The organism is Sporosarcina sp. ZBG7A (assembly GCF_000813425.1).
Taxonomy (GTDB): Bacteria; Bacillota; Bacilli; order Bacillales_A; family Planococcaceae; genus Sporosarcina.
Genome location: NZ_JWIB01000010.1, coordinates 247829 through 265697, shown reverse-complemented (window position 1 = coordinate 265697; position 17869 = coordinate 247829). Strand labels below are relative to the sequence as shown.

Sequence of the window (17869 nt, the reverse complement as noted above, 5' to 3'; positions counted from 1 at the left end):
CAACCTTTCTAAGTGTTCTTTATTAGTAGGTCTATAATAAAACTATAGGTGTTTCACGAGTTAACACTTTTTAAGCCTGTCTGAAGATACTTAATGATCGATTTACCGATTTGAGCAAGGGTCTGCTGACCATCGTGGTTATATTCCCAATCTGTCGTCAGTACGGCGATGTTGACGCACCTTTCACCGTTTTCAAAGTAGGCGATGTCGTGTTCGACACCAGGGAGTGTGCCGGTTTTGTTTCCGATGATAAGCGTTTCATCGAAAATCGGCTGGAAGGCAGGGAGCTTGTCAATCAGCTGCTGGTCACGCATGATTGTTTTCAATTGTTGTTTACTTGTCAGTGATAGGTTTTCACTTGATGGATCCAGACACATAAGGAAACGGACCATGTCTTTTGCTGTTGCAACATTTTCAAGACCTCGGGCAAGTGCGTCATAGTCCATAAATTTCCTTGTCAGCTGCGAGTGAGTGGCACCGACGTGTTTGAAGAATTTCTGGATGCGCTCAATTCCTACGTGTTCAATGACGAGGTTCGCTGCAGTATTATCTGAGACAATGATGGACAAGGTCAGGGCATTCCGCAATGTTATCTGTTCCATACCGCTCATATACGCTAAAACTCCAGATCCTCCGACAGGTTCCTCTATTTTTAACAGGGTATCCAAGTCAATCTCTCCTCGGTCCGCTGCCGCAAGACATGCCATGGCGACCGGTACTTTCAAAATGCTTGCAGATCGCTTCACTTCATCCTCCCGTATAGCAATCACCCCTTCAGGCGTAGTTGCGTATATCGATACGTCTCCCACTGCGTTATTAGCGATTCTGTCTAGTTCTTCTTTTAATTGTATATAATTCATATCATTCACCTGCCCATTAGAGTGTGAAACAGCAAAATTCGAACTCATTTAATTATTGAATTCTGAATTGCGCTTTATCTATTGCGTTAATCGTAGCATCCGGAAGATGAAAAAGCTCTACCTTTTTGGGAAACTTTGAGTGTGCACTATGACTACTTACAATTCGTATCTGTAATCATTGATAAATCGTGAGGCCTTGTTGTTTTACAGCGCAACAAGGCAGGTATTATAACAGTTTTGATTGAAAATCTCTGAACGTTAATATAATTCACTTATAGCAATATGAGAACTTCACGAGAAGGATGTCGCACTGCCTCCATGCTGAATAATATGCTAAACTGAAGATATATTTCTCGGGTGATATAGGAATGAGATAGGTCAGAGAACTGTAACTTTTACAGTGTCTTTTTTTATGTCTGCTCTATACATATGGGTAAGCAGTACTTCGGCATGAGTACCAGAACAGTGTGAAAAAACGGTGAAATACATAGTACGCAGACTGAATGAATTTAACTAGAGAAAGGAGGAAAGCTACATGGCGATTATTAACGTTTCTGAGCATCATGTTTCAGGCTATCAAACAATCAATTCGGCAATTCAGGTAGCTCTGCCAGGAGATACAGTGAAAATTGATGATGGGATCTACGAAGAATATGTGGCCATCAATAAGCCGCTTATTCTTCGTAGTTCAAGCGGGGATGCTCGTTCAGTTTGTATAACAGGCGGTGTTCATGTCGCGGCAATCGAAGAAGTGCGATTTGAATCGATTTCTGTCAGAGGCGGCACTACGCCGATTGAGTATGGACTTCATATTGAGTCAGGGCAGTTAACTCTTCACCACTGTCTTTTCTCTGAGATTCAAGGAATTCCTATGCGAGTTGGTGCATCTGCAAAAGTATCGGCAGAGCATACGATTTTTAAGAAGAATATTCAGGGCATCGAAGTGTCTGGGCGCTTGACTCTGTTCGATTGTATAGTAGAAGAAACCATCGAGAAGGCACAGATTTCTGTGCGTGATTTAGGGGAACTCTCCCTAACAGATTGCGGAATTTTAAGCGGTCAGGAAGAAGGAATTAGCCTGACAGGCGGCAGTCGATGCACGATTACAAAGAGTTCCTTCATAGAAAATAGCGGCTCGCAAATTTATTTAGAAAATGACAGCTTTTTGGATTTGGAACAGACGAATTTCTATTTTGGGAAATCAGACGGGATTTCTTGTGATCAATCAAAAGGGGTAATGAAAAACTGTACCTTTACTATGCAAAATCTAGCTCATGTTGTTCTTGTGAATGGGTCGAATTTTGAAATGAAATCCAGTAAGTTTGAAAACGGAGAATCCGTGGGGATGACAATCAAGGGCTCTTCTGTTGAAATCTCAGATTCGCTGTTTAAAGGACAAAAAGGTGATCAGCTGAACTGTATTGAACAAAGCAATGTTTCGATTCAACGAACTCAGTTTCTTTCAGGGGAAGCACGAGGAATCGTTTGTGTGAATTCTACTTGTACAATCATCGAATCCGCGGTGAAGTACAATCAGATGACGCAGCTGTCTACATCTGAAAAAAGTAAATTAATAATCCTAGGTTGCGAAATTGAAAATGGGAAAAGCAAAGGAATTTATTCAGCTGGCAGTCAAGTGAAGATATCTGATTCGCAGGTCAGTCATCACGGTGATATACAGATTTTTGCTGCCGAACAATCAGAATTAATCCTTTCGGCAACTGAAGTGAAGAGTGGAAAAAGTGCGGGCGTGTCAGCTAAGCAATCGACAATTGAAGTCGCTAACTGTGTTCTCATGGGGCATAAAGGGTCGAACATCTTACTGAGTTCCGATGCGAAGGCGGAAATTACAGATTGCAGGATTTCAAGTGGAGAAAAGAATGGAGTGCTTGCTGGACCGGGGACAACCATTTCACTGGAACGGACGGTATTGTTTAATCATAAAAGAGCACAAGTGAGCGCAACGAAATCTGCTGAAGTTTTGCTGACGGAGTGTGAACTATATGATGGCAGCTCGTCTGGATTGTCGTTGAGTAAGGTGGTACATGTTGAAATAACGGATACTAGAGTCCGTGGTCATCGCGCGGACCAAATCATTTTGCAAGATTGCTCTACTTCTATCTTCAAATCGATGCAAGTGATGAACGGAATGAAAGCGGGATTACAGCTGGAGAAATCGACTCCTGTACTTGAAGACTGCCACTTCGACAACAATCGTGCGGGAGATTTGAAACGGCTGGATAACAGCGAACCAGTATTGAAAAATACGGAATTGTCAATCCCTCAGGTGGCTGACGGACCTAGTGTAAGAGTACTAAAGGGACAGAGTGAAGCAAACGTAGCCTTTAGTAATCCAGAGATGCTTAACCTCTTAATGAGTGAACTGGATGAATTCATTGGTCTTGAAGACGTGAAAGACAAACTACGCGATATGATGAATCTAGTGGAGATCAACCACTTCAAATCGGAACGCGGGTTGAAAACTATTGAGCTGGCAGCACCTCATATGATCTTTCAAGGAAATCCAGGCACTGGGAAAACAACCATTGCACGACTTATGGGAGGTTTTTTTAAGTGGCTTGGCCTCTTGCCGAAAGGGCATCTTGTTGAAGTGAAACGGGAGGATCTGGTTGGAACTCACGTAGGGAGTTCTGAGGAATTAACAAAGCTGAAAATCAAAGAAGCGATGGGCGGGGTTCTCTTCATTGACGAGGCCTATACGCTTACAGCAGGAAAGAACTCAAGCAACGATTACGGAAAAAAGGTAATCGATACATTACTTCCTGCAATGGAAAACCATCGTGGTGAATTCATTGTCATTGCAGCAGGCTATACGGAGGACATGAATCAGTTCTTATCCTCGAATCCAGGATTGAAGGATCGATTTACAGAAAAGATTCACTTCCAGGACTATACGCCTGATGAGTTGATGAAAATATTCTTATCCAAGTGTGAAGGTAGCTATTCGGTAACCAATGCTGCCAAACAGGCCATACATGATGAGTTCGTTGAACGATATCGCAAGCGAGACCAGACGTTTAGTAATGCCCGAATGGTACGCACGCTTTCCGATCAAATCGGGTTAGCCCAGTCCCTAAGAATTGCGAAGTTCCCACGAAATCAATGGACTGAAGAGTTATTGACGACTTTTGAACAAGAAGACGTTCTTCAAGTAGTGAAAGAGCGTGATGTAAAGAGTTACGAAGTTCCGATTGACGAGGAACTACTGGAAAAGAAAAGAGCGGAACTCCATCAATTTATCGGTCTTGAGACAGTGAAAGCTGAAATCGATGAAATGATTGAATTGATGAGGTATTACAAAAGAGAAAACCATACAGCCGATAAGTTGATGAACCATACACTGCTGATTGGAAAACCTGGGACAGGCAAAACCGAGATTGCTCGCGTACTTGCAGGAATCTACCAAGCGCTTGGATTACTTGAAAGAGGCGAACTGATTGAAGTGGATCGCAGCGATTTAGTCGGTTCGCATATTGGTGAAACGGAAAAGCGTACAGCAGACCAGATTGAGCGGGCAATGGGGAGTGCACTGTTCATCGATGAAGCTTACACATTAGCGGGCGGCGGAGAGAATGACTACGGAAAAAAAGCAGTGGAAGTACTGCTGAAACAGATGTCCGATAGACAAGGAGAGTTCTTGCTGATTGCGGCTGGCTATGAAAAAGAAATGAACAGCTTCCTGGACAGTAACGCAGGACTGCGTCGCCGTTTCGGTCTCACCTTACATTTTGAAGACTATACTCCAGAAGAACTGATGGAGATTACCGAGCTCTACATTCAAGGATATGGCATAACGGTCGAAGCGAAGGATGCGCTGGTTCGACATTACCAGGACATCTATGAAAGAAGGGACGAAACCTTTGGGAATGCAGGTCTCGCTAAGAAGATGGCGAAAGAAATGACACGAAAAGTCGACTACCGCCTGGCAGTAGCGAGTAGCAACCAGTTGAGTAACGTGCTGGAAAAGGAAATTACAAGAGATGATTTGGTTTTATTGGAGAGCTGATTTGCCTAGGTGGAAAAATCACACCTGTGTATGAAACTTGCGTGTTTGTTTTAACATTCACGTTTGTTTCGCGCATTGCGTACTTTTCAAGTATTGTAACTATCAAGTTGAATTCAACAGTGTTGATAACTAACACTCAAAGTTTTCGTTAATAAAAACCTAATTGCCTATCCTGTAAGTAGGGCTTGTCTCTCATTCATCCTAATTCTGTCTTACTCATTATTATAGGTGTTAATTTTATAAAAACGGGTCTTGTCAAATGGATGCTCGAGTCAGAACGTTTTGTAAATGTTTAGTGGAGATTATCTACAAGAATTTTTTTGGAAGACAGAATAATTAGGAGATGAACTAGTTGGTAAAGAAGAAACATAGTAAATTAAAGTGGTTTTGGATCTCGCTTCTCATCGTATTTGTATTGGTTGCTAGTATCGGAATTTACTTATTTACGGTTTATAGCTCTATTAAATCTACAGTTAATGAAACGAGTCATGAACCTGTAGAAGCGATTGATACCGAAGTAACAAAGAAGAAACTGGAGAATCGGGAATCGTTGAATGTATTGTTACTTGGAGTTGACGAACGCGAAGGCGACCGTGGACGATCTGATACGATGATTGTCATGACATTGGATCCCACGCATTCCAGGATGCAGCTGGTTAGTATTCCGCGAGACAGTCGTACTGAAATTATCGGTAAAGGGATAGAGGATAAAATTAACCATGCTTATGCTTTTGGAGGTAGTGAGATGTCTGTCGCTACGGTAGAAAATTTTTTAGATGTTGACTTGGATTACTACGTACGAGTGAATATGGAAGGCTTGGAACAGTTAGTAGATGCAGTTGGTGGGATTACAGTGAATAACGCATTAGAGTTTAGTCAGGACGGACACACATTCACTAAAGGTACGAATACGCTAGATGGAAAACAAGCGCTCTCCTATGTTCGGATGCGTAAAGAGGACCCGGAAGGTGATGTGGGACGTAATGAAAGACAACGTCAAGTCATTCAAGGTGTACTTGATAGTGGCGCAAGTTTAACGTCTGTAACGAAAATCCATAAATTGATAGATATTCTTGGGGAAAACATGGTCACTAATATGCAGTTTGCCGATATGCAGAATTTAATGACGAACTATAGAAATGTGAGCGGTGACACGACATCTTACCAAATGACAGGTCAAGGGAAATTCATTAATGATATTTGGTATTTGATGGTACCCGATGATGAGTTATCAAAAACGAAAGATATGATTACCGAATATGGTGGCTAACGATTTAAATGTGCAGTAAGAAAATTTTACACTGTACATTTCAGACACTGAACTGACAGTTTGGTATTCGTTTGAAAAGTAGCCTTCTAGTCATTCAACTGACTAGAAGGCTATATTTATTCCTTGTATTTTATAATTTTGATCGATTTTGCTGAAAAATACTCAAAATGTTTAATCGTCAAAGAACCTTTCGTCGCCCTCCTCTTTTAATACCTCGGTGAAACTCTAGTGTTAGTTTAAACATTCATGGTTGTTTTCTCACACCTTTTAAATTGAAATAAATATCTGTACATAAATTTTCTAGTTGTTTTAACATTCACCTTTGTTCCGTGAATAGGCATTTACTACCTCATTAATCTGAGTAGTCTGAATCATTTATATATTATTCCTCTTTATCTATTCACCATGTGGTATATTGCTATTATCAACTGGTATATACCAGTTGGTGACTAGAAATTAATTACAAAATTGAAACGGAGGAATGGAGCATGAAGAAGAGTAAAAAGTCTATTGCAAGTTTGGCTGTTGCTTTACTCATGTTGGTAAGTACAATTGCTGGTTCTATCGGTTTGTCTGGAGTTCAAGTGGTGCACGCTGCTGAACCGATGGATGAAATGAAACCGTATACAATTTATCCAAATCCACATGAAATTACGTATAGTGGACAGCAATTTGATGTGAGCGATTCAGTTAACGTTGTTTATGAAACACAAGTAGACCAATATACGAAAAATCGAGTGGAAGAACTATTAACCTCGAAAGAACTTACTTTCACAGAATCTGCAGAGATTGCTGCCGATCAAACGAATATTTTAGTAGGAATTCACCAATCAGGTGAAACTGTCGACAGCTATTTTAAGGACAACCAGTTGACGGACGACACAATTCTCTCGAAGCTTGATGCGAATATGGTCTCCGTTCAAGATAATGTCATTGCCGTACTAGGAAAAGATATCGATTCTGCTTTCTACGGAGTTACTACAGTTAAGCATATTTTTAAGCAAATGCAGAACCGTTCGATTGAAGAATTAAACATTAAAGATTACGCAGATGTTAAAGGAAGAGGATTTATCGAAGGGTATTACGGCGAACCGTGGTCCAATGAAGACCGTGCGGACCTCATGACTTTTGGCGGCGACTTTAAAATGAATTCATATATTTATGCGCCAAAAGATGATCCTAAACATAATGGTAAATGGAGAGAATTATATACACCAGACGAGTTAGTGAAGATCAGTAGACTTGCGGAGGCAGGAAATGCAAGTAAGACGCGATTTGTGTATACACTGCATCCGTTCATGAATAACGCGATTCGATTTAATACAGAAGAAAATTATCAACACGATTTAGCGATTATTAAAGAGAAGTTTACGCAATTAATGGATTCGGGAGTGAGGAAGTTCGGTATTTTAGCGGATGACGCTAGCGTTCCTCCTCAAGGAGCGGAAACTTACGTACGATTAATGACGGATTTAACGAATTGGCTAGTAGAGAAACAAGCTGATTACGACGGTCTCGTCACGGATATGATTTTCTGTCCAAATGATTATATGGGATGGGGAGAAAGCGGACAAATTCAGACACTAAGAGATTTGCCGAAGTCTGTGAGCGTGATCCAAACAGGTGGTAAAGTTTGGGGAGAAGTATCGAATAATTTCACGTCAACGTTTACTAAAAATGCCGGAAGAGGGCCATATCTTTGGATTAACTGGCCATGTACGGATAACTCTAAACAGCATTTAATCATGGGTGGGCATGAGACTTTCCTTCAGCCTAATGTGAATCCAGAAAACATTGAAGGCATCGTGCTCAATCCGATGCAACAAGCGGAGCCAAGTAAAATAGCGATTTTTGCGAATGCAGATTATGCTTGGAACATATGGGATAGTTCTGAACAAGCAGACCAAAACTGGAATGACGCTTTTGCTTATGTGGACCACGCCAACAATAATGAAACAGAGGCATCGAATGCGTTGAAAGAGCTGTCGAAACATATGATCAACCAAAACATGGACGGTCGTGTCGCGAAACTAGAAGAGTCGGTTGAATTAGCTCCGAAGTTGAATGCTTTTAAAACAGCACTTGGAACAGAACCAATCACAGGTCAAGCAACAGAGCTAATTACAGAATTTGAAACGATTTTGTATGCGGCACAGACATATAAAGAGAATCCAGGGAATGCAAGAACACGTGATCAAATCATTTACTGGTTAGATAGTGCAATCGATACAGCGAATGCTGCGATTTCATTATTGGAAGCAGAAATTGCGCATGAAGCTGGGGACAAGTCTGCGGTATGGGAGAACTACAGCCAAGGGCAGGCTGCATTTGATGCTTCGAAAAATCACCCGTTCAGCTATATTGACCACTATCAATATGCAGAAGTCGGCGTACAACATATCGTGCCATTTGTGAAGACACTACTGAACGATGTGTCATCGAAAGTGCAATCCATTGTGAATCCAGACTTGAACAGTGCACGTGTCATTACAAATCGTACGGACACACCAACTGGAGATTTGAAAAACCTGTTAGACAACAATACGAACACGGATGTTGTCTATAAAACACCGAGTGCAATCGCGGTCGGAACGTATATTGGAGTACTTTATGAGAAGCCGTTTACATTGGAATCAGCTCGCTTTGAACTAGGGAGAGTTGGAAACAATAACGATACATTTAACGCAAGTAAGTTGCAGGTGACAGTAGACGGGACAACATGGACTGATGTCGATGGACAAGTGTTTGGTCATGTCACGCAAGCTACTGTCGAAAACTTGAATTTAAAGGTCAAAGGTGTTCGATTAATTGCAACAGAAAAACGTGAAGGCACTTGGTTTGGAATTAAAGATATTGTCATTAATGAACAACAAGATGAAGTCGATGAGTTGGAATCAAAGTTGATGGTGCCAGATCATTTCACACTCTATCAAGGAACAGAAGCGAATCTATTTGATGGAAACGACACGACGTTTGCTTGGTATAATCCTTCAGGGACAGTAAAAGATACGTCTGTTGTTGGCGATTATATTGGTGTGGATTTATCGAAAGTAAGAGATATTGGGAAGGTGTCATTTGCTATCGGTAGAGATAATGTGGATAAGTGGACAGACTATCAGTTAGAGTACTCGACGGACAATGTAACGTATTCAAAATTTAAAGAGTATAAAGGAAAAGCTTCAGGAATGGATAAAATCGAAGAAGATTTAACAGGTATAGAAGCTCGATATGTCCGCGTTAAAAATCTGAAGAACGTTCCTGTTTGGCTGAAGTTTAGTGAAATCAAAGTAGAGTCTGCGAAGTCGAATTCTGAGTTTACGTATACAAACAATGAATCTTACAAAGGAATTCCTTCTCAGCATTCCCTAGAAAGCACGAGTTTGAATCAAACAGCGGACATTACACTTCAACCAGAAGAGTATATTGGTGTGAAACTAGAACGCATTAAGGAATTGGATGTTGTAAATACGTCTGAAACGAGCGGGAAACTTACACTGCAGGCTTCTGCAAATGCAGTGGAATGGACAACGCCGCAAGAAGGAACAATTGCCCGTTATGTAAAATTTATTAACAATACGAATGAAGCAATTACTTTCAACTTGGATGAATTCAATGTTTCATCAAAAGAAATTCACGGGCCGGAGTTTGTTGAAACGACTATGGGAACTGCACCAAACTGGTCGGAAAACGACTCTAGAAAGAAAGGTACACTTCTTAATTTGTTTGATAAAAAGCTTGGAACGAAGACGATTTTCGCGGACTACCAAAGAAAAGGTGAGTACATTACCTATTCTGTAGGAGAGCCAAGAATCTTTAATAGTCTTCGAATTTACAACGATGAAAATGAGAGTAACTATATTCGAGATGCGGTTGTGCAATTGTCGATGGATAACAAAACATGGACGGATATCGCAACATTGGGCGATGGTCAAGATAACATGGCAGGAGGAAAACCGGATTATTCCGACAAGATTAAAGATGGCTACACCCATGATTCTGTAAATCCCGGGAATTACTATTTTGGGAACGAAAAGATTGGCAGCATTGAAGCGAAATATATTCGAATTCTTTACACAGCCAACTATCCAGCGCGATTTGCTCATTTCAATGAAATCTTGATTAATGGCGGGGAGTTTGTGAAGACAGAGAACAACCCAACATTTGCAGCAGATCCAATTGAAGAAGAAGGATTTGGTCCAGGGCAGTTATTTGATGGTGATTTGACGACAGCGTTCAAGCCTAACATGACCGACCGAACTGATGGATCTTTGATATATCGTTTATCAGAAAAGACAGATGCGACAGCAATTACAATCGTGCAAGGCTCAAAAAATATTTCCAATGCTACCGTAAGTGCAAGAGTCGGTGAGGACGAATGGGTGAGACTTGGGACTTTGGATAGCAGTTTAAATACCTTCTATAATTCATCGTATGACAATATTTTTGAAATTAAATTGTCATGGGGAGATGTCCAGCCTCTCATCTATGAAGTGAATATTTCAACTAACAAAGATTTAGTTGAGAAGGTTGATAAAACAGCACTCGCTTCGGCCATCGCAGAAGCCGAGAAGAAAGATCAGGCGGACTATACTGCGGAAAGCTGGAATGTACTAAGTGAAGCATTGCTCACAGCGAAAGATGTCAATAAGAAAGCGTCAGCAACTCAATTAGAAGTGGATCAAGCGAGAGCTAACCTAACGACAGCATTGGACAATCTAGTAGTCAATCCTGTGACGCTTGCATTAGAAGTTGAAAACGCAACGATTTTAGCTGGAGAAGAGTTGGATTTACGCGCACTGATTACAGTTGCCATAGATTCAAAAGGAAACGATGCAACTCAATCTGTCGTAATCGACGCGGGTGGTTTTGATCATAACGCACCTGGCACTTACGAAGTTACATTTACGTTGGCGGAAGACGGAGTAGAAACAGTAATGAAAACTGCAACTATCACTGTAGAAAAAGTACCATCTCAACCTATCACTGAAATAGCCGATCTCTATGTGCTAGTTGCACAATACAAAGAGTCGGATGATATTTTAGATAAGAAAGTTGTGAAAGATTTAGAAAAGCAGATAGGTAAAATCGAGAAGGAAGATAATAAAGGAAAAAACAAAGACAAAGACAAAGACAAAGACAAGGACAAAGACAAACAAAAGGAGGAAGATGAAAAACGAAATAAGAAAGTCATTAAGGAATTAAATAAATTCAAAACTCTGTTGGACAAGCAATTGAGAAAGAAACAAATTACTGAAGTAGCTCATCAAGGACTTACAGAAGGTGCAGATGTGCTAATAGAAAGACGGTTAGATAGATAGAGTCAGATTCGAAAAAAATTTGTGAATCATGCGTTGTATATTGGATCTATGCTAAATAATATTGAGTAGGTAAAATCCCTAACTAGCTGATAATACATTGCTAGATAGGGATTTTTGCTGTCGGATTTACACAAAGCGATTAACAAGAGAGCTAGTAATACGAGAACTTACCTGTGAGCAAGCTTAATTTACTAATAATCATATTTTGATGTGATTTTAAGAAGGAGTATTGGTTGAGTATATGACCATTAATAACACTTTACCTTACATGAAATACGTGGAATTGTGTTACCATATATAAATATAATAAATACATAAAGTTGATGAAATACCTCGGAAAACAATGAGATTTTGGGACGAACGACCCATAGGAGGGGAGGGTTAATCCTATCCTCTTATCTAGACTTAATTTCATTGTTGATACTGAATCTATCAAGAATAGGAGGAGGAAACTTGCAAAAACATCTAAACAACAAGGGGAAAGTTCTGTCGGCTATTCTAGTGGTTGCAGTGGTTATTCTATTAGTGGAATTAGTTATTTCGAATAAGAACGATGAGGCTGCGTCCACTCTACATAAGAATTCCTTAGAAACATTGTCGGTTTCGTTTGAACCGATGGAAGGTTTTGAGGAATCCCCATTAAGGCACTCCATAATTTTAAAAGAAAGAGCAGATAAAGAAATTACCAGAAAGCAAGCAGTTGCCAAGCAAAATGAAATTGATCAACAAGAGAAAGCGGTATATTTAACATTTGACGACGGTCCATCTGCTGTTACGGATCAGTTGCTAGACATCTTGGATGACTTTCAAATGAAAGCCACGTTCTTCATGCTTGGACCAAATATAAAGGAGCACTCCAAGTCAGTAGTCCGCATGAAGAAGGAAGGCTTTGGCCTTGGCTTACATGGGATTACTCATGAAGCAGGAAAAATCTACAGCAGTCCGTCTGCTCCAGTAGATGAAATGTCCGAGGATCGGGACATCCTCGAGAAAGTGACTGGAGTCCGATCCAATCTTATTAGACTTCCTTACGGGAGCATCCCGTATTTAACCGAAGATATGCGGTATTTATTGGACAAAAGCGATTTCAATGTGTGGGATTGGAATGTGGATAGTCGTGACTGGGAACTAAAAGATAGAAGGTATGTACAACATACAAAGCAGGAAATCAATCGGTATATGCAAGCGGGTGTTACACCTGTCGTGCTGCTGCATGATAAACCCCATACTATTGAATACTTGCCCGAGCTACTATCTTACATTAAGAATCAAGGGTATCAAACGAAAGTACTGACCAATGAACAGCCACCCGTAACATTTCAATGTGAAGGTCGCTGTAATTCAATCAGCTAATGCACTGATTGAATCGAGGAGGGATTTAAGTTGAAACGAGTAGTTTTTCTTGTCATGATCTTAGGTTTATTTACTTTTCTGTCTGGTTGTCAATCTGATCATAAGCAAGCAGTAGAAATACATGAGAAAATGGAGGAGTCGGCATCCTTTGAAGAGAAATTCGTGGAGCACCAAAAGGACTTAGATGTAAATAGAAAAAAGGTACAAGAGATTTACCATGATGTACTAAGCCTTGATAGCAAAGACACTGACGCCATCAAACAAAGGGTGGGGGATCATGAAATATCCATGGAAAAACAGCAGTTGAACGAGGCTGAAGAAAACTTCCAAACCGCTTATAGTAAACTGATGTCCATTGATGAAAACATTGAGCTGATTAAAGATGCTGACCAAAAGAAGCAAGCAACGAAGCTCATGACACTCATGAACAATCGGAAAAAGCTGATGGAGAACTTTTTTGACACCTATCGAGATCAATTGAACTCACAAACTACATTCTTTGGAAATCTTGAACAAGGCAACTTTGAGCTGGGTAAACTTGAAGATGAGATCGATGCCATAAACGAAGATAGTATACATATGTCTGAGGTTGTTGAACAATTTAACCAGGTTACCGAGCAGTATAATAAGGTAATGAATGATTATTTTAAGATAGCTGATATAAGTTAGGCTGATTATCAAATAACCTGATATCGATCACTGAATTCGCACGTTACTTTAATTACAAAAAATCACTTGCGTCGCAGTAATTTAAACCCGATAGTAACAAAACACTCAAAAATAAAAAGCCCTTTATAATGGTAGGTACGGGTAGTTCCTGTCCAAGTCAAAAACAAAGGACCGTTTAATGGATAAGATCACACGAAAAACTTTGTTTGAAGAACAGGTGAACATTCATCCTCTAAAATACTATACAAAGATACTGTACATGGCTCCATTTGACAATCGCTAGTCTTCTGATAATATATTACATGCTGTAAAAAAATGCCCATAGCTATATTGTTAACTTGATATTATTACTGAAGGAGTTGATCTGATATGACATGGGCTTTGGCTAGTTCGATATTGATTGGATTTGTTTTCAAAATGTTAATGAGTCCTCCCAGTGCGGTTGTCGCATGGGGGTTAAGCAAATTCGCACTACATCCACATCTTGATACAAAAGATGTTATGATAACTTTTAACGGAAAGCATTTAGAAGAAGAAGAAAAAGATAGGTTTACGGACTATTTTAATAAATCTAACTTCTTGAAAAAACACGATATATTTCCAGGCAATGAAAAGTTATTTCTCCATCCAGTGACTAATGTTACTCCATTTGTCATCAACGTAAAAAATAGAAAAAAAGAGATTAATTTCTTTGTTTATAGTTCCGATAATCACGTTGATGTAGTCAAGCAGTACAAGGAGAAAGTTTTTTCTTATAGTCTTAGTTCTGATTATCTACAAAAATTTACTATGTAAACTAAGGGTTCCAATTAGCATAAATTCAATAAAAGAAAATGCATGATATACAATAATCTATTGCAGGATCCTTTGTTTTGGAGTTGGATAGGTTACTACCGCCAGCCCATAATAAAGGATTTTCTGTGTAAACTAATAGTTATAGAATTTTGGTTTTCGGAAATTACTTACTTTAATCCTACGCGGGTGACTATAAATGTATAAAAGAGTACCACTGTCTGATAATGAATCATCAGGCAGTGGTACTCTTTTATTTTCCAATTATTTGATGAGTGAGCGACTAGACGAAACCTAATAGGGATCAACCCTCATAAATAGTAACCAGTTATCTGGGGTTCATTAGCAATTGGAAATCAAGTAAGACGATAAGAATAAACACGTAACGCTCATAACGGTTTGCAGGAAGCCGTCTGTGTAAAAAGGTTTCCAAAAATGTTGCAGTCCAAGAAGAGAGAAAGAAAACCAAAATCGAACAATTAATCCTTTGTCCACAAGCCACCAACTGCTTGTCTAAAAACGATCAGTGCTCTGGAAATTAGGAAGTATGCTTGCAATGTCCCGCGGATTCAATCCGGGGTATTTAACAATGGCAACTCAGATGGTTTAAACAACAAAGGCTTTGCAAAAGAGCAATAAGACATTTGATATCTACTAATCTAAAGAATCAATTGACTATTCTAATATATTTCAATTATACTGAATTTAAGTGCCACTTCAATAATATGCTGATTTTAAGAGGGAGATGGAAAAATGATTATTAACAAGATGATTTCAACGGTGGATATGCATGTGTCTGGTGAGCCTTTACGAATTATTACGGATGGTTTTCCGGAGATTAAAGGAAACACGCAGTTAGAACGTAGAGAGTATTGTATGGAGCATTTAGATGAGTTTAGAAAAGTGCTGATGTATGAACCAAGAGGCCACCATGGAATGTATGGATGTATTATTACGCCACCTGCAAAAGAAGATTCGGACTTTGGAGTACTGTTTATGCATAACGAGGGTTGGAGTACGATGTGTGGTCATGGAATTATCGCAGTTGTCACGATGGGAATCGAAACCGGACGATTTGAGGTTACTGAAGAGCGACCTAGATTTGTAATTGATAGTCCAGCTGGTGAAGTAATCGCGTATGCCAATGTGGAAGGGAATCGAGTGAAATCTGTTTCGTTTGAAAACGTACCTTCATTCGTTTTAGAAAAGTCAATTGAAATGACAATTGAGGGCAAGGATTTAGTCGCAGATATTGGATTTGGTGGCGCATTTTACGTGATACTGGATTCAAATCAATTGGGCTTCAAAGTGTCTAAGAAAGACCTTCCACAATTACAAAAGTGGGGTACGAAAATCAAGCATTATGTCGAGGCGAACTATAATGTTGTTCACCCAGATGAGCCAGGTCTAAAAGGAATCTATGGAGTGATCTATTCTGACTCACCTGTAAAAGAAGATTCTGATTTACGTAACGTAACAATCTTTGCCGATGAACAAATTGATCGTTCGCCTTGTGGAACAGGTACATCTGCTAGGCTCGCAACTTTATATACTCATGGAAAAATGAAGAATGGGGATTCCTTTATTCACGAGTGTATTACAGATGGTCAATTTAAAGGGGAAATTATTGGAGAAGAGACGATTGCGGGCATACCAGGTGTTGTACCACAAGTTGAAGGAACAGCGTATATTACTGGTTTCCATCAGTTCGTAACAGATCCTCATGATGAATTACCTACTGGTTTTTTATTAGAAGATAAGTAGGGAACAAAGGGGGGGAAGAAATGGGATGGTGGAGGAAACAACATCTATTCGTTCAGGTTGCAATTGGGGCTGTTTTAGGAATTGTGCTAGGGCTGATTTTGAAAGAGAATGTAGTTTATATTACGCCAATAGGTGATATTTTCATTAGTTTGCTTCAATGGCTAATCGTTCCTTTAACATTTCTGGTGCTAATAGATGGGATAACGAACTTACCTAATGTTAAGTCGTTACGATCTATAGGTGGGGTAACGATTATGTATTATATGGCTACTACTGTTATAGCTGCATCTATTGGAATAGCAGTTGCCTTAATTATGAACCCGGGGAAAAACTCTGTAGGAATGCTAACAGATGGCGAAACGATTTCACCAGAAGAATTCAACTTTATAGATAATCTGGTTTCTTGGACGCCTAATAATCTATTTGGTAGTTTCGTTGAAATGAATATGTTGCAGATTATTATTGGGGCCATCATTATCGGAGTTGCCCTTTTGAGTATGGGAGATAAGGCTAAAACCGTGCGATTGCTCTTTCAAGAAGGTGCAGCTTTAATGCTGAAAATCACGGACATGATTATGTATCTTGCACCTCTTGGAGTAATGGCGCTCATTGCAAAACTAGTGGGCACGACAGATATGTCTATAATATCTTCTGCGTTGTACTATGTGCTTAGTGCACTTATAGGTTTGGCGATATTGTTGTTTGTTGTTTATCCGACGCTTATCGCTTTATTTACAAAGTATAAACCAATCACATTTTTACGTGCCATAAGTCCGGCTTTGATGTTGGCAGCAGCAACGTCTTCTAGTAACGCTACTCTGCCAGCTTCCATGAATGTCTCTAAGAAATTAGGTGTGTCCGATAAGATTTACGGTTTCACATTGCCCTTAGGCGCAACGATAAATATGGACGGTTTAGCGGTAACATTTGGAGTCACTTCAATTTTTGCAGCGAATTTATATGACATCCCAATAACGTTTGGGTTGTTAGCTCAGTTTGTTTTTCTCGGACTGGCTCTTTCGATGGGGACAGCTGGGGCTAGAGGGGCGGACATAGTGATGATGGCTATATTAATGACATCCCTAGGATTACCTATGGACATTGTGGCTATTTATGCAGCTGTTTCACCATTAGTGGACGCAGGGAACACGACGAATAATATTGCAGGTGATTTAACAGGAACTGCTATTGTTCACTCTAGGTTTGGAGATAAAGTAGAAGAATTATAAAGAAATAGCCGATGAGATCACTTGGTCTCTTCGGCTATTATTGAAAATCATAAGAAACGCACAGGAAGACGACTTCTTCGTCTGTATAGTTATACCAGTAATGTGTTTGGTTAGAATCGAACATGATCGATTCATGTTCTTTTAGTTCGATTTTTTCATTATTAAGTAAGACGGTAAGTACACCTTTTAATACAAAGAGGAATTCTTGGCCGTTGTGTGTAAAGGCATTCCCTTCATTTTGCCCGGGCTTCAAGTTAACAAGTAGGGGTTGGAAAGCATAGTCTTTCAATGGATGATGTAAACTTTTATACATGATATTATGATGGCTCAATTTTTCTGTTTCTGATGATGTGTCGTAATTACTTGTATTGTTTCCTTCATCAAAGAATATGGCGGGACTTACATTTAAAGCTAAAGAGAGCTTTTTTAAAGACTCTAACGTGGCATTACTCTTACCTCTTTCCAATTGCGAAACAAAGCTGATCGAAAAGCCTGTTCTCTCCGCCACTTCTTTCAAGGTCATTTTGTTTTCTTTCCGTATGTCACGAATTCTTTCACCAATGGGTTGATCCATCACAAACACACTC

Annotated in this window: 10 protein-coding genes; 8 read left to right on the top strand and 2 right to left on the bottom strand. The window is 39.7% G+C overall.

All coding sequences use genetic code 11. The features are described 5' to 3' along the window. Window positions 1-53 precede the first annotated feature (53 nt). Entirely contained in the window at window positions 54-860 is an 807-nt protein-coding gene (locus RL70_RS04655) for a serine hydrolase (protein WP_039042225.1), read from the bottom strand. A gap of 535 nt (window positions 861-1395) precedes the next feature. Here RL70_RS04655 and RL70_RS17210 point away from each other — a divergent pair. The 8 genes from RL70_RS17210 (at window position 1396) to RL70_RS04615 (ending at window position 17282) form a co-directional block, all read left to right on the top strand. After that, entirely contained in the window at window positions 1396-4887 is a 3492-nt protein-coding gene (locus RL70_RS17210) for a right-handed parallel beta-helix repeat-containing protein (protein WP_052245769.1), read from the top strand. Between the two features lie 352 nt (window positions 4888-5239). Continuing rightward, window positions 5240-6157, top strand: coding sequence for an LCP family protein (locus RL70_RS04645; RefSeq protein WP_039042224.1), 918 nt, complete (start codon window positions 5240-5242; stop codon window positions 6155-6157). A gap of 488 nt (window positions 6158-6645) precedes the next feature. Then, window positions 6646-11475, top strand: coding sequence for a beta-N-acetylglucosaminidase domain-containing protein (locus tag RL70_RS04640; protein WP_052245768.1), 4830 nt, complete (start codon window positions 6646-6648; stop codon window positions 11473-11475). 453 nt (window positions 11476-11928) lie between these two features. Then, on the top strand, window positions 11929-12828 hold the full coding sequence (locus RL70_RS04635; RefSeq protein WP_039042223.1) for a polysaccharide deacetylase family protein: 900 nt from the start codon (window positions 11929-11931) through the stop codon (window positions 12826-12828). A 30-nt stretch (window positions 12829-12858) separates the two neighbouring features. Beyond that, window positions 12859-13497 carry a YkyA family protein gene (locus tag RL70_RS04630; protein WP_039042222.1) on the top strand — a complete coding sequence of 213 codons (639 nt, stop codon included), beginning with the start codon at window positions 12859-12861 and terminating at the stop codon, window positions 13495-13497. 369 nt (window positions 13498-13866) lie between these two features. Beyond that, window positions 13867-14292, top strand: coding sequence for a YfmQ family protein (locus tag RL70_RS04625; protein ID WP_039042221.1), 426 nt, complete (start codon window positions 13867-13869; stop codon window positions 14290-14292). A 750-nt stretch (window positions 14293-15042) separates the two neighbouring features. Further along, entirely contained in the window at window positions 15043-16053 is a 1011-nt protein-coding gene (locus RL70_RS04620; RefSeq protein WP_039042220.1) for a proline racemase family protein, read from the top strand. 20 nt (window positions 16054-16073) lie between these two features. Next, entirely contained in the window at window positions 16074-17282 is a 1209-nt protein-coding gene (locus RL70_RS04615) for a dicarboxylate/amino acid:cation symporter (protein WP_039042219.1), read from the top strand. 37 nt (window positions 17283-17319) lie between these two features. Here the strand turns inward: RL70_RS04615 and RL70_RS04610 are convergent, their stop codons facing one another. Then, the gene (locus RL70_RS04610; protein ID WP_039042218.1) at window positions 17320-17856 is read right to left on the bottom strand and encodes a helix-turn-helix domain-containing protein; all 537 of its coding nucleotides are present in this window, start codon (window positions 17854-17856) and stop codon (window positions 17320-17322) included. Window positions 17857-17869: the final 13 nt, after the last annotated feature.

What these genes read in the sequence shown, in the direction of transcription:
- RL70_RS04640 (WP_052245768.1), top strand. Translation starts at nt 6,646, where the DNA reads ATGAAGAAGAGTAAAAAGTCTATTGCAAGTTTGGCTGTTGCTTTACTC.
- RL70_RS04620 (WP_039042220.1), top strand. Translation starts at nt 15,043, where the DNA reads ATGATTATTAACAAGATGATTTCAACGGTGGATATGCATGTGTCTGGT.
- RL70_RS17210 (WP_052245769.1), top strand. Translation starts at nt 1,396, where the DNA reads ATGGCGATTATTAACGTTTCTGAGCATCATGTTTCAGGCTATCAAACA.
- RL70_RS04655 (WP_039042225.1), bottom strand. Translation starts at nt 860, where the DNA reads ATGAATTATATACAATTAAAAGAAGAACTAGACAGAATCGCTAATAAC.
- RL70_RS04625 (WP_039042221.1), top strand. Translation starts at nt 13,867, where the DNA reads ATGACATGGGCTTTGGCTAGTTCGATATTGATTGGATTTGTTTTCAAA.
- RL70_RS04610 (WP_039042218.1), bottom strand. Translation starts at nt 17,856, where the DNA reads ATGGATCAACCCATTGGTGAAAGAATTCGTGACATACGGAAAGAAAAC.
- RL70_RS04615 (WP_039042219.1), top strand. Translation starts at nt 16,074, where the DNA reads ATGGGATGGTGGAGGAAACAACATCTATTCGTTCAGGTTGCAATTGGG.